Annotated in this window: 10 protein-coding genes; 7 read left to right on the top strand and 3 right to left on the bottom strand. The window is 68.9% G+C overall.

The window, feature by feature from the left end; translation table 11 throughout:
• Positions 1–18: 18 nt before the first annotated feature.
• Positions 19–1,032: a cytochrome c oxidase subunit II gene (gene coxB, locus Q8Q71_RS16470; protein ID WP_305760679.1), complete on the bottom strand. Its 1,014-nt coding sequence runs from the start codon at positions 1,030–1,032 to the stop codon at positions 19–21.
• A 255-nt stretch (positions 1,033–1,287) separates the two neighbouring features.
• Between coxB and Q8Q71_RS16465 the strand changes: the two genes are divergently transcribed.
• From Q8Q71_RS16465 to tldD, 4 genes are read left to right on the top strand one after another with little or no spacing between them, the layout of a single operon-like run.
• A complete protein-coding gene (locus Q8Q71_RS16465; RefSeq protein ID WP_305760678.1) occupies positions 1,288–1,662 on the top strand; it encodes a PadR family transcriptional regulator in 375 nt (124 codons plus the stop codon).
• Positions 1,659–2,231, top strand: a complete 573-nt coding sequence (locus Q8Q71_RS16460; protein ID WP_305760677.1) for a DUF1700 domain-containing protein — start codon at positions 1,659–1,661, stop codon at positions 2,229–2,231. The genes Q8Q71_RS16465 and Q8Q71_RS16460 overlap by 4 nt, the downstream gene beginning before the upstream one ends.
• 13 nt (positions 2,232–2,244) lie before the next feature.
• Positions 2,245–3,021 carry a GIN domain-containing protein gene (locus tag Q8Q71_RS16455; protein WP_305760676.1) on the top strand — a complete coding sequence of 259 codons (777 nt, stop codon included), beginning with the start codon at positions 2,245–2,247 and terminating at the stop codon, positions 3,019–3,021.
• 60 nt (positions 3,022–3,081) lie between these two features.
• A complete protein-coding gene (gene tldD, locus Q8Q71_RS16450) occupies positions 3,082–4,512 on the top strand; it encodes a metalloprotease TldD (protein ID WP_305760675.1) in 1,431 nt (476 codons plus the stop codon).
• Between the two features lie 88 nt (positions 4,513–4,600).
• Here the strand turns inward: tldD and Q8Q71_RS16445 are convergent, their stop codons facing one another.
• Positions 4,601–5,620 (bottom strand): TraB/GumN family protein, encoded by a 1,020-nt coding sequence (locus tag Q8Q71_RS16445; protein WP_305760674.1) that lies wholly within the window; start codon positions 5,618–5,620, stop codon positions 4,601–4,603.
• A 170-nt stretch (positions 5,621–5,790) separates the two neighbouring features.
• On the opposite strand from Q8Q71_RS16445, the gene Q8Q71_RS16440 reads away from it, so the two are divergent.
• A complete protein-coding gene (locus Q8Q71_RS16440; protein WP_305760673.1) occupies positions 5,791–7,830 on the top strand; it encodes a TonB-dependent siderophore receptor in 2,040 nt (679 codons plus the stop codon).
• Positions 7,831–7,956: 126 nt separating this feature from the next.
• Complete coding sequence (locus tag Q8Q71_RS16435; RefSeq protein WP_305760672.1) at positions 7,957–10,053, top strand: TonB-dependent siderophore receptor; 2,097 nt, start codon at positions 7,957–7,959, stop codon at positions 10,051–10,053.
• A gap of 107 nt (positions 10,054–10,160) precedes the next feature.
• On the opposite strand, the gene Q8Q71_RS16430 is transcribed toward Q8Q71_RS16435, so the two are convergent.
• Positions 10,161–12,035 (bottom strand): peptide MFS transporter, encoded by a 1,875-nt coding sequence (locus Q8Q71_RS16430; protein ID WP_305760671.1) that lies wholly within the window; start codon positions 12,033–12,035, stop codon positions 10,161–10,163.
• 184 nt (positions 12,036–12,219) lie between these two features.
• Here Q8Q71_RS16430 and Q8Q71_RS16425 point away from each other — a divergent pair, with 184 nt between their 5' ends.
• Positions 12,220–13,164, top strand: coding sequence for a hypothetical protein (locus tag Q8Q71_RS16425; protein ID WP_305760670.1), 945 nt, complete (start codon positions 12,220–12,222; stop codon positions 13,162–13,164).
• Position 13,165 lies beyond the last annotated feature (1 nt).

The raw sequence follows: 13,165 nt of genomic DNA, 5'->3' as shown, positions 1-13,165 counted from the left end.
TGGGGCTCTCGCGGTTCGTTACTGGGCGGCCGGGGCGACGGCGGGAGCCGTGGCGGGCGCGACGGGTTGGGCAGGGGCGGCGGGGTCGACCGTCGGGACGGAGGTCGGGGCGGCGACGGCGCCGTCGGCCGCGGTCGGGGCGCCGGTGGTGCCGGCGGCGACCTGGGCGGTCGTGCCGCCGGGCGCCTGTTCCGGCGTGCGGGGGGTCATGGAGCCGCCCTTGGAGGCGACCCAGGTTTCGAACTCGGCCTGGGTGACCACATTGATCTGGATCGGCATGAAGGCGTGGTCGACGCCGCACAGTTCGGAGCACTGGCCATAGAAGGTGCCGACGCGGTCGGCGCGAAACCAGGTCTCGTTGACCCGCCCCGGAATAGCGTCGGTCTTCAGGCCGAAGGCCGGCAGGGCGAAGGCGTGGATGACGTCGGTCGCGGTGACCAGCACCCGTACGGTCTTGCCGACCGGCACCACGATCGGCTCGTCGGCGGCGAGACGGTACAGGCTGTGCGGCATGCCGCGCGAGGCGACATCTTCTTCCGGCAGCATGTTGGAGACGTACTCCGCGATGCCCTGGTCCGGATATTCATAGCTCCAGTTCCACTGGTTGCCGGTGGCCTTCACCGTCAGGTCGGGCGTCGGCATGTCGTGATAGGCGAACAGCAGGCGGAACGAGAACAGGGAGATGCCGACCAGGATCAGCACCGGCAGGACCGTCCAGATCACCTCCACCAGGGTGTTGTGGCTCCACCTGGCCGGAACCGGATTGGCCTTTTTGTTGTAGCGGATCACGATCCAGATCAGCAGCCCCAGCACCAGCAGGGTGATGAAGGTGATCACCGGCATCAGGATGACGTCGTGGAAGAAGGTCGCCTCGACCTTCAGCGGCGAGGCCGAGGGCTGCAGCCCCATTTCGCCGTCGGTGGGCTGGCCGACCAGCGGCGCAGCCCACGACGGCGTGGCGGAGAATACGGCCAGGCAAAGGGCGGTGAAACCACCGCCGACGATCGCCCGGGCCCGCGTGCCCATCCCCATGCGAGATATCCTCATAAAATCGTTTCGTCGCAGACGCTTGCGAGTGAATCGCAAACAGGCGCCGGGATCCGGCGATCCGCAGCGGTACTTCGCGCGGTCCATATCGCCCCCTCCCGCCCTTGCCAAGCGATTGCCGCCGGATTGAACGCCGCAGACCCATCGCCGCCCGGATTAATTCTGCGTCATGTTATGACAGCTACCTTGCACGGACAGATACCTTGCGATACGTCTTCGTCATCACAAGGAGGGCCTGCAGTGCCTGAAACCATAGAGATACAGCTGAAGAAGGGGGTGTTGACGCTGTGCGTCCTGGCCCTGCTGAACCGGCACGACAGCTACGCCTACGAGATCGCCTCCACCCTTTCGGTCGCGATCGACATGGGCGAGGGCACCATCTATCCGCTGATGCGGCGGATGCAGGCCGACGGACAGGTCGAGACCTATCTGGTCGAATCGCCCTCGGGGCCGTCGCGCAAATACTATCGCCTGACCGACGCCGGCCGCCGGGCGCTCGACGTCCAGACGACCGAGTGGCGCGCCTTCGCCCGCGCGGTCGAATCCGTTCTCGCCGCTCCGGCCGAAACGCCCGGAACCGCCGACAAGCCTGCCGACAAGGGAGCTGACCAATGACCCGCGACGAATTCATGGGCCGGTTGCGGCGCGGACTCGTGGGCCTGCCCACGATGACCGCCGCCGAGATCGCCTCGGACTACGAACTGCATTTCGAGGACGGCGTCGCCGCCGGCCGGACCGAGGCGGAGGTCGCCGCGGCGCTGGGCGATCCCGACCGGCTCGCCCGCGAGCTTCGCGCCGAGGCCGGCGCCCGGCGCTGGACGCAGGAACAGAATCCCTCGGCGGCGGCCGGCGCCGTCTTCGGCCTGATCGGCCTGGGCGCCATCGACATCCTGATCCTGTTGCCGATCGTCCTGCCGGTATTCGGTGCGGTTCTGTCCGTGCTGATCTGCGGCGTCTTCATCTTCATCGCCGGCGGCTTCGTGCTGGTGGCGGGCCCGTTCCTCGGCGCCCCGGGCGGCGTTCTGGCGGCCCTGTTGATGGGCGTCGGCCTGATGGGTCTGGGCCTGTTCATGGGCGGGCTGATGGCCGTCCTGACCAAGTGGCTGATCGACGCCACCGTCTGGTACGCCCGCCTCCACTACCGCGTGCTCAAGCCCGCGCTCGACAACCAGCCCCAGGCCTGAGGGAGGACCTGACATGATCCGCAATCTACTGGTCATCACCGGCGTCGGCTTCGGCCTGGCCCTGGTCGGCATCGGCGGCTCCGTCGCCCTGGTCAAGAACGACGTACAACGCCACGACTGGACCTGGGTGGTCACCGACAGCGACGTCGGCGAGGACCATTTCCGCCTCGAACGCGGCGAGGCCGCTCCCGACATCACCCGCAATCTGGCCTGGACCGGCGGCGAGCGCCTGTCGGTCGACCTCCCCGGCCGGGTCACCTACGTGCAGGGAGAGACCCCCGGCGTCCGGGTCACCGGGCCGAAGAACGTGGTCGAACGCGTCCGCTTGCAGGACGGCCGCCTGACGCTCGAGGGCGATGACGGCGCCGAGCGCGGCTATATTCGCTGGAGCGGCTCGGGCATTCGCGCGTGGAGCGAGACCGACTCCCTGCGCGTTGTGGTCACGGCTCCGGCGGTGAACACCTTCGATGTCGGCGACGACGGCCGCCTTTCGATCCGCGGCTACGACCAGCGGACGATGAACCTGACCCTGAACGGCGAGGGCGATGTCGACGCCCGCGGCGAAACCGTCACCCTCGACCTCAAGATCTACGGCGACGGCGATGCCGACCTGCACAGGCTGCAGGTCGTCGACGCCACCATCCAGTCTTCCGGCGACGGGGAGACCCGGGTCGGACCGACCGGCCGGGTCAATGTCGACGTCTCCGGCGACGGCGACGTCAACCTGACCCGGCGCCCGGCCCAGCTGGAACAGGCGACCAGCGGCTGGGGCGAGGTCGAACAGGACTGAAGTCCCCCGACTTCGCACGATGACGGTGACGCGGGGACGGTCAGCCCCTACTTAGGCTCCATGACCGTTCCCGTTTCTCCGCCCGCCATCCTCGACAGCGCCGACCTCGGCGCCGACGAGGCCCTCTCCATCCTGCAAGGCGCGCTGGCGGGGGCCGACGACGGCGAACTGTTCCTCGAACGCTCCGAGCTCGAATCGCTGGTCTTCGACGACGGGCGCCTCAAGTCCGCCGCCTACGACGCCTCCGGGGGCTTCGGCCTGCGGGTGGTCGCCGGCGAGACCGCCGGCTACGCCCACGCCAACGAGATCAGCGGCTCCGCCCTGCGCCGCGCCGCCGACAGCGCCGCCCTGGCCAGGTCGGGCCACGCCGGGATGACGGCCGAGGCTCCGAGGGCCACCAACCAGAAGCTCTACGATGCGGTCGATCCTCTCGCCTCGCCCCCCTTCTCCGACAAGATCGCCCTGCTGTCCGAAATCGACGCCTGGGCCCGGGCCCGCGATCCGCGGGTGGTCCAGGTGTCCGTCTCCCTCGTCGGCGAGCGCCGCCACATCGAGATACTGCGCGGCGACGGTCGTCGCGTCGACGACATCCGCCCGCTGGTCCGGCTGAACGTTTCGGTCACGGTCGAGAAGGACGGCCGGCGCGAGAGCGCCTCGTCCGGCGCGGGCGGCCGGGCCGGGTTCGAGACATGGATCGCCCCCGACCGCTGGCAATGGCAGGTCGACGAGGCCCTGCGTCAGGCCCTGGTCAATCTGGATGCCGTCGACTGCCCGGCCGGCGAGATGGACGTGGTGCTCGGCGCGGGCTGGCCCGGCGTGCTGCTGCACGAGGCCATCGGCCACGGCTTCGAGGGCGATTTCCACCGCAAGGGCAGTTCGGTCTTCACCGGCATGATGGGCAAACGCGTCGCCGCCCCGGGCGTCACCGTTGTCGACGACGGCTCCATCGCGGGCCGCCGCGGCTCGCTGTCGGTGGACGACGAGGGCACGCCGACCTCGCGCACCGTGCTGATCGAGGACGGCATCATGGTCGGGCTGATGCACGACCGGCTGTCAGCGCGCCAGCTGGGCGCCCGCGCCACCGGCAATGGGCGGCGCCAGTCCTTCGCCCACATGCCGATGCCGCGCATGACCAACACCTTCATGGAGGGCGGCAAGGACTCGCAGGCCGATATGATCGCGAGCACGAAACGGGGCCTGTACGCGGCCAATTTCGGCGGCGGCCAGGTCGACATCACCAACGGCAAATTCGTCTTCCAGTGCACCGAGGCCTATCTGATCGAGGACGGCAAGATCACCGCCCCGGTCCGCGGCGCCACCCTCATCGGCGACGGGGCCACGGCCCTGCAGCAGGTGCGGATGATCGGCGACGACTTCGCCTTCGACCCCGGCGTCGGCGTCTGCGGCAAGGGCGGCCAGGGCGTCCCCGTCGGCATCGGCCAGCCCAGTCTCAAGATCGCGGGCCTGACGGTGGGCGGCACGGCGGTCTGACGCTACGTCCGGGATTGACGCAGGGGCCTGACAGCCGGGCGGCAGGACACGAACCGCCCGGGCCGACGAAGTATCCAGGGTAGACGAGTTAGGCGCCCCTTTCGGAGTCTGCCGCGTCAACACCGGCCTCGTCGGTCTCCGGGGCCTCCGCCTTCCAGTCCGGCCCCACCACGTCGAACCCCCGCGCCTCAAGCCCGTCCAGCACGCCGCCTTCCTGGGCCAGCAGCCGGATCGGGGCCACGCCCATGGTCACCCCGGGCGAGATCAGCGAGGTTTCGATCGCCGCCGCCCACTGCTGCCTCAGCTGCGGCTCGATCCCGGGGTCGCCCCAGGGCCAGCACTGGGCCAGCGCCTTGTCGATGGGCGATGCGATGACCTCGGGAACCCGCAGGGCCCACCAGTCCTCGGCCCGCTCGCGCGCCGCCTCGGGCCCTTGCTCGGCGGCGGCGATGGCCGTTTCGACGCAGGGCCGATGGACCGACTGCGGCGCCGAGATCAGGCTTTCGACGATCTCGTCGCCGCGCACGGTGCCCACGGGGCGGAACGGGACCCGGGCCCGCCGCGCCGCCCGCCGGATCACATCGGTGGCGTCGTCGCCGCCCCGCTGGCCGGTATAGCCGGCCTTGTCCCGCATCAGGTCGAAGCTGAGGAACAGCAGGCTCTTGCGTCGCCAGTCCTGATTGCGCTCGCCGGCCATCACCGCCTCAAGCCGGGCCTGGTATTCCGTCGTGAGATAATCGGCGCTGGTCATGCCCTGCGGCAACTGGCTGATGGTCCGGGCGCGCCAGATGATGCGGAACAGGTCGGTCACCGAGGCGCGGCCCTCCTGCGGCAACAGGATCTGGTCCGCACGCTCCGCCGCCGCTTCCAGGTCGTCCGGCCGCCACGACAGGTCGCGCGGAATGCCCGTGATGGCGCCGACCAGGATCAGGGTGCTGTCGCCCCGGGTCACCGTCCACATCGGCGCGCCAGACCGGCGGGCCAGGACGACCACCTCGTCCAGTTCGGCCGCCCCGGGCTCGGCCGTCTGGGCCCGGGCGGGCGCCGGCGACAGCCAGGCGCCGCCCAGAATGGCGAGGACAGAAAGAACGGCGGGAAACGATCTCACGACTATACCTTCTTCATGGGAACAGATCCAAGCAACCGCCAGTCCATTTCAGAACACATTGATGACAGGCACGTAATCTGTACGAGATTTAATCCACCTGTCCGTCTTGTAACTGGAGAGCACCGCGACGCGAAGCCACACCTTCGTCACACGACGAGGGGACCCCTGCAATGACCAAGACCATACTGCTGGCGACGACGGCCATCCTGATGACCAGCGGCGCGGCCTTCGCCCAGACCCCTCCGCCCGCGCCCGAGCCGCAGGCCGACGCCGCCCAGCAAGGCGTGCTGGTCTTCACGCCCGATTTCTTCGCCGACCATCGCCCCAACTCGGCCCTCGACATGGTCAACCGGATTCCGGGCTTCACCGTCGTCGACGGCGACGGCAGCCGCGGTTTCGAGGGATCGGTCGGCAACATCCTGGTCAATGGATCGCGCCCGGCCTCCAAGAACGACACCGGCTCGGCCGTGCTGGGGCGCACCCTCGCCGCCCAGGTCGAGCGGATCGAGCTGATCCGCGGCGGCGCGCCCGGCATCGACATGCAGGGCTTCGCGATCGTCGTGAACGTGATCACCCGGGCCGAGTCCAGCCGGCAGTCGATCCTCACCCTGAACAGCTACCTTTTCGACGGCGGGCGGGACGTCCATGGCGCCTCCTGGCAGTTCACGGCCAAGGAGGGCGAGCGGACCTGGGGCGTGACCCTGAGCGACGGCATTTCCACCAGCGACGCCAACGGCACGGGACCCGTGATCCGCCGCGACGCCAATGGCGCCGTCATTCGCCAGGAGGACTTCTTCAACGACCAGTACGGCGGTGGGACCTCGATCCGGGGCAACTTCGCCACGCCCCTGTTCGGCGGCAAGATCGACCTGACGGCGCGCTACGGCGTCAACGACTACTACAGCATCAACCTGCAGACGGCGCCCGCGGTGCGGCGCGAGAACCTGTTCGAGGAAGACGGCTCTGGCGGCGAGTTCGGGGCGGTCTACACCCGCCCGCTGAGCCCCCGCCTCAATCTCGAGACCCGGTTCATTCACCAGTTCAACGATTTCGAAAACGCCTCGACATCGCGCACCCGTGTCGGCGCCGTCGACAGTCCGGAACAGCTTTTCGTCGCCGAGGGCGACGCGTCCGAAACCATCTTCCGCAGCCTGCTGCGTTTCGAACGCTCGCCCGCCCTGACCTTCGAGGGCGGCGGCGAGGTCGCCTACAACATGCTGGAGATCGAGCAGGCCTTCACCGTCGGCGGCGTCGCGGTGCCCCTCCCCTCGGCCTCGGTCAAGGTCGAGGAGACGCGCGGCGAGGCCTTCGGCAAGGCGACGTGGCGCGTTCGCCCGACCCTGACCCTGGAAGGCGGCCTGCGCCTCGAGGCCTCGACCATCACCCAGTCGGGGGACGCCGACCAGGAGAAGAGCTTCTTCTTCGCCAAGCCCCGGCTTCAGGCGACCTGGACGCCGATGCCGAACAACCAGTTCCGCTTCAGGTTCGAGCGTGAACTGGGCCAGCTGGACTTCGGCGACTTCGCCGCCTCCTCCGATCTGGACGAGGAGAATGTGCTGGGCGGCAACGCCGATCTGGAACCCGAACAACGCTGGATCACCGAAGTCACCTATGAGCGGCGCTTCTGGACCGACGGCATCGTCAGCATCGGCCTGCGTCACGACGAGATCGTCGACGCCATCGACGTGATCCCGCTGGACGGCGGCCTGTCGGCGGTCGGCAACATCGGCGACGGCACCCTGGATCAGCTGGTGGTCAATGTGCTGGTGCCGACGGACAGGTTCGGCTTCACCGGCGGACGTCTGGGCTTCCGCAACACCTGGAACCACACAGAGGTGACCGATCCGACCACGGGCGAAACGCGCGCCATCTCGGGGCTACGGCCGTCGCAACCGGTCTTCACCATCGCCCAGAACATTCCCTCCTGGAAACTGGAGTGGGGCGGCGCCTGGATCGCGACCCTGCACCAGTTCAACTACGATCCCGACCAGACCTCGGGCTTCCGCGGCGCCGACTATTTCGAGCTCTGGGCCGAGTACAAGCCGAGCCCCACCCTCGCCCTGCGGGCCCAGATCAACGTCTGGGATGATTTCGAGGTGCAGCGCACGGTCTTCGCCGATCGCACGGCGGCCCGGCCCGTGGCCTTCTACGAGAACCGCTACATCAACCCCCGGACCTTCATCTCCCTGCGGCTTCGCAAGACGTTCTGATTCCAGGGCCGGCGGGGCGGCCATCGAGCCGCCCCAAGCCTGTCGGCGAATTAATCCACCTGTCCCGCTTTTAACTGGAGGCCCGGCAGGCGCGCGCGCACCTTTGCCTTAACCGGGAGAGGGTTCATGAGAAAAGCAGTCTGGCTGGCCGGAGCGGCCGCGTGCGCCCTCTCGGGGCCGGCGTTGGCCCAGACCTCGCCCTCGCAGGCGGCCGCCCAGACCGCCGCCAGCGCGCCGGTCCCGACGGGCCCGGCCGGGAGCGCCCCTTCGGTCGACACCGCCCAGCAGGGCGTGCTGGTGTTCGAGCCGGCCTTCTTCGCCGACGCCCGGCCCGACACCGCCCTGGACATGATCGCCCGCCTGCCCGGCTTCAGCCTGGACACCGGCGACACCGACGCCCGAGGCCTGGCCGGCACGGCCGGAAACGTCCTGGTCGACGGCGCACGGCCCTCGACCAAGAGCGACGGTCTTGATGACATCCTGCGCCGCATCTCGGCCGCCGGCGTGTCCCGCATCGAACTGATCCGCGGCGGAGCGCCGGGTATCGACATGCAGGGGCGATCGGTCGTCGCCAATGTCGTCCTGATCCGCACGGTCACGGTCGAGCGGGTGATCGAGGCCAACGCCTATTTCTATCCCGATGGCTATATCGGCCCCGTGGTCTCGGCCCGATGGTCCCGGCGCGAGGGCGACAATCAGATCGAGGGGTCGCTGAACGCCTTCAGCGACCGCACGGACGGGACGGGCGAGGGCTTTCGCCGCCGCTACAACGCCGCCGGCGATCTGATCCAGGACGCCGACCTGGTGCTGTGGGACCGCATCCGTACGGTGCGGGCCACCGGGGCCGTCCAGCGCCGCGTCGCCGGCGGCCTGCTGCGCATCAACGGCCTGCTGGGCTGGTTCGGCCAGGAGAATTCCCAGGACCTGCTGATCCGTTCCGGCGCCGGATCCGACAGCTTCAACGACGAGGAATCGGACGAGGTCGACAGCGAGCTGGGCGTCAGCTGGACCCGCGACCTGGGACCTCGCACGGCGCTCGAGCTCACCGGCCTGCAGCGGTTCTCCACCGAGGACTATACCGGCGTCTCGGAAAGCAGCGGCGACGGCTCGATCTTCATGTCCGACGCATCGGCGGGCGAATCGATCGCCCGCGCCATCGTGCGCTTCCGGCCCAACGACCGCTGGGCGTTCGAGACCGGCGGCGAGGCGGCCTACAACTTCCTCGACAGCGCCACCGCCTATGAGGAGAACGGCGTGCCGATCCCGCTGCCGTCGTCCTCGGTCAGGGTCGAGGAACTGCGCGGCGAAGCCTTCGGCCAGGTCACGTGGCGGCCCGGCCCGACCCTGACCGTCGAGGGCGGGCTGCGGGTGGAGGTGTCCGAGATCAGCCAGTCCGGCGACAGCGACCTGACCAAGGCCTTCGTCTATCCCAAGCCCCGCATCCAGGCGACCTGGACGCCCTGGACCGGCCACCAGTTCCGCGTCCGCGCCGAGCGCGAGGTGGGACAGCTGGACTTCGACGACTTCGTCGCCTCGGCCGACATCGACATTGGCCAGGTCGAGGGCGGCAACCCCGATCTCGAACCTGAAAAGACTACCCTGCTGGAAGCCGTCTATGAGCGCCGCTTCTGGGGAGAGGGCGTGCTGAGCCTCACCCTGCAGCACGGCGAGGTCGAGGACGTGGTCGACCTCATCCCCCTGGCCGGCGGTTTCGACGCGGTCGGCAACATCGGCGACGGCTCGTTCGATCTGTTCGAAACACGCCTGACCCTGCCGATGGACAAGCTGGGCATCCCCAACGCGCGCCTCCAGGCCCGCGCCAGCTGGGTCCATACCGAGGTGACCGATCCTCTGACCGGCGAGACCCGCCGCTTCGAGGGCAATCAGGCCTTCGGCTGCGGCGTCGCTTTCAATCACGACCTGCAAGGCGGGCGCTGGTCGTACGGTTTCGACCACGGCTGCAACGTCGACAAGGGCCGCGCCTTCAGGGTGCGCGAGGTTCGCGCCTTCCACGCCGAACCGGGCGTCAGCGCCTATGGCCAGTGGAAGCCGCGCCGCGACCTGACGGTTCGTGTCGATCTGGGCAACGCCACCGACCGCGCCACCGGCTACGACCGCCACATCCACACGGGCCCGCGCGACACCGCCCCCCTGGCCTTCCGCGAGGTCCGGCGCACCAAGATGAGCCCCTGGCTGTTCGTCCAGATAAGAAAGACCTTCTGAAGAAGGCGATCCCCCACCCCCGAAACTCGAGGCGCGCCTGCCCGACGCGTCAAAAAGGGCGGAGCCGCGAGGCCCCGCCCTTCCTGTTCCTGGTCGATTGCCGGGCCCTACTGAACGCCGCGCATCATCCACTTCAGCACGGGCGAGATGACCAGCAGGATAAGGCCGATGCCCACGCCGTACAGGCCGATGGTCTGGAACACGCCTGCGTAGGTCTCCAGCGCCAGTTGTGGATTGGTCACCACGCCGCCGACCGTCTCGGTGGCCGTCGATTTGGCGACTATGCCCGCGATGATATGCGCCAGCGCCGAGGCCATGAACCAGGCCCCCATCATCATGCCGACCATCCTGGCCACCGACAGTTTGGTGATCATCGACAGGCCGACCGGCGAAAGGCAGAGCTCGCCGATGGAGTGCAGGAAGTAGGCAAGGAACAGCCAGAGCAGCGGCACCTTGAAGTCCACGGTGACGAAGGCCTTCGAAGCCCACACCAGCAGCAGGAAGCCGGCGCCGACCAGGATGAGGCCGAAGGCGAACTTCAGGGGCACGCTGGGGTTCAGGCCGCGTTTGGCCAGCAGAACCCACAGCGCCGCCATGACGGGACCGAAGACCACGATCATGCCGGGGTTGAAGGTCTGGGTCTGGGCCGCGTTGAACCAGCCCGGCATCTGGGTGGACTGGTCAGCGAACAGGGTCAGCGAGGAGCCGGCCTGCTCGAACAGGGTCCAGAACAGAACCGAGAACATGGTCAGAATGATCGCCGCCAGCATCTTCCAGCGGTCGTCGCCCCTCAGGAAGGTGAGGGAATACAGCAGCAGGCCGGCGAACACCGTCGGCACGAGATACAGCAGCGACGCCTCGACCGCGTCGTGCTGCTGCACGACCAGCCAGGTCGGGATGACGAACAGGATGCCGAGGATGTAGATCCAGGCTTCCCGCGGGATGCCCAGGGTCTTCTTGTCCAGCTTGGCGCTGGCGGGCGGATCGGCGCGTCCGCCAAGCCACTTCTGGCCCAGCCAGAAGGTGATCAGACCGGCCAGCATGCCGATGCCGGCCAGGCCGAAGCCGTAGCGCCACCCGTATTCGATGCCCAGCCAGCCGCACAGGGCGGTAGCAAGGATCGAGCCCAGATTGATGCCGACATAGAAGATGGTGAAGCCCGAGTCGCGGCGCGGATCGTTCTGCTCGTAGAGCGAGCCCACCACCGTCGAAATGTTGGGTTTCAGGAAGCCCACGCCGACGATGATCAGTGCCAGGGCGAAGAACAGAACATACTGCCCCTGGACATCAACGGCCTTGCGAATCTCGTAGTCGTCGGGACCGATCAGGGCCGGCAGGGCGCCGGGAGCTGTCACGGCGTCGGGACGCGCGGCGTCCGCCACCGTTTCCGGCGCGGTCGCGATGGCGGTGGCAGGGCCGTCCGCCGGCACGGCGGCCGCTTCCGGGTCCGTGACGGTCGCCGCCGCCGGCACGGTGGCGGGCGTCGCCGCCGCGGCCTGGGCCTGGGCCGACTCCGCCGCCGTGGGAATGCCGGAGACGCGAATGCCCTCCGGTCCGACGTCGATCGGCACCTTCTCGTCGCCCACCATGGCGAACAGTTGGCGGTCGGCGTCACGGCCCTCGACCTCGATCCGGTATTCCTGACCGCCGTACTGGATGTACTCGCGTCCGCCCGAACCCTCGAAGGCCATGGTGAAGTGACCGGCGACCAGCAGCAGGGCGCCGATGGTCACGGCCTTGCGAGACCCCAGGAAGCGGTCGGCGATCGCGCCGCCCAGCACCGGCATCAGATAGACCAGCGCCGCATAGGCGGCGTAAATGCCCTGGGCTTCAGCCGAGCCAAACAGGAAATGCTGGGTCAGGTACAGAACCAGCAGGGCGCGCATCCCGTAGAAGGAAAACCGCTCCCACATCTCGGTGAAGAACAGGATCACCAGCCCGCGCGGATGTCCCAGAAAGGTCTTTTGGGGCGTCGTTGTCATCGAGCCTCCCTCGTCCGTCGTACTCAACGGCCCACTCCCATATTGCTGCGCCCCACCTGACGCGCGAAGGCGCATAAGCAGCACGCGGAGCAAGACCGGACAAGAGTTAAGGGTAAATTGGCTGTGAGGTGGCGCGTCGTCCGGCGGCGCGGCAGAATGACGGGAATCAGTTTGGCGGGGCCCCATGAGCACGACGCGGCGATCGGCGCTGATCGGACTGGGAGGCGGCGCCGTGGCGCTCGCGGGCTGCGCCCGCGGGTCAGCCGGTTCCGCCCCCAACGTGGTGGCGGCGGGCCAGCCGGCTGCCCTGCTGATCTGGGCGGTCGCCCGGGACCGGCTGGCGGGCTGGCCGCGCCGACCGTCGGCGAGCGCGCTGGCGGCCCTGCCGGCGCTGGCCGCCAGGCTGCCGGAACTGGGCGCGCCGGGCGGCGGCGGGCGCGCTCCCGACCTTGACGCGATCGCGGCCCTGAAACCGCGCCTGATGATCGACTACGGCGACACGGACAATGAGGATCGCGCCCTGGGCGACCGGATGCGGAACCGGCTCGAGGTCGACTGGCGATTGATCGACGGCGCCCTCACGCTCATCCCCGAGGCGATCCGCGAGGCCGGGGGCCTGCTCGAGGCCGACCTGACCGCGAGGCCCCTCGCCGACGAGGCGGCCGGGCTGCTGGAGCGGTGGCGGCGCGCGCCCGCCGGACCGACCTTCTATTACGCCCGCGGCGCCGACGGGCTGGAGACGGGTTTCCGCGGCGCCCTGGCCACCGAGGTGCTGGAAGGCGCGGGCTGGACCAACGTCGCCGAGGGTTCGCGCGACATCGGTCGCGTGAGCCCCGAACAGGTCGCCGCCTGGGATCCCGAGGCCTTGGTAACCCTGGATCCCGCCTTCGTCGCGACCGCGCGCCACAACCCGATCTGGCGCCGGCGACGCAATGGCCAGCGACGCCGCCTGCTGCTGTTGCCCGACAGCCCGTTCGGCTGGATCGACCGGCCGCCCTCGGTCAACCGGCTGCTGGGCTGCGCCTGGCTGGGCGATCCGGGCGATTCCCGGATGGCTCTCGCCAGCCTCACCCGACGTCTGTACGGCATGGCGCCCGTCGAGGTCGCCCTGCCGCGATGGATTCTCTGAA

This window comes from Brevundimonas sp. (assembly GCF_030704825.1).
Lineage (GTDB): Bacteria > Pseudomonadota > Alphaproteobacteria > Caulobacterales > Caulobacteraceae > Brevundimonas.
Note: the sequence above shows the minus strand (reverse complement) of the source record. Positions and strands in the feature narration are given on the sequence as shown.

What these genes read in the sequence shown, in the direction of transcription:
- Q8Q71_RS16455 (WP_305760676.1), top strand. Translation starts at nt 2,245, where the DNA reads ATGATCCGCAATCTACTGGTCATCACCGGCGTCGGCTTCGGCCTGGCC.
- coxB (WP_305760679.1), bottom strand. Translation starts at nt 1,032, where the DNA reads ATGGGGATGGGCACGCGGGCCCGGGCGATCGTCGGCGGTGGTTTCACC.
- Q8Q71_RS16435 (WP_305760672.1), top strand. Translation starts at nt 7,957, where the DNA reads ATGAGAAAAGCAGTCTGGCTGGCCGGAGCGGCCGCGTGCGCCCTCTCG.
- tldD (WP_305760675.1), top strand. Translation starts at nt 3,082, where the DNA reads ATGACCGTTCCCGTTTCTCCGCCCGCCATCCTCGACAGCGCCGACCTC.
- Q8Q71_RS16460 (WP_305760677.1), top strand. Translation starts at nt 1,659, where the DNA reads ATGACCCGCGACGAATTCATGGGCCGGTTGCGGCGCGGACTCGTGGGC.
- Q8Q71_RS16425 (WP_305760670.1), top strand. Translation starts at nt 12,220, where the DNA reads ATGAGCACGACGCGGCGATCGGCGCTGATCGGACTGGGAGGCGGCGCC.
- Q8Q71_RS16430 (WP_305760671.1), bottom strand. Translation starts at nt 12,035, where the DNA reads ATGACAACGACGCCCCAAAAGACCTTTCTGGGACATCCGCGCGGGCTG.
- Q8Q71_RS16440 (WP_305760673.1), top strand. Translation starts at nt 5,791, where the DNA reads ATGACCAAGACCATACTGCTGGCGACGACGGCCATCCTGATGACCAGC.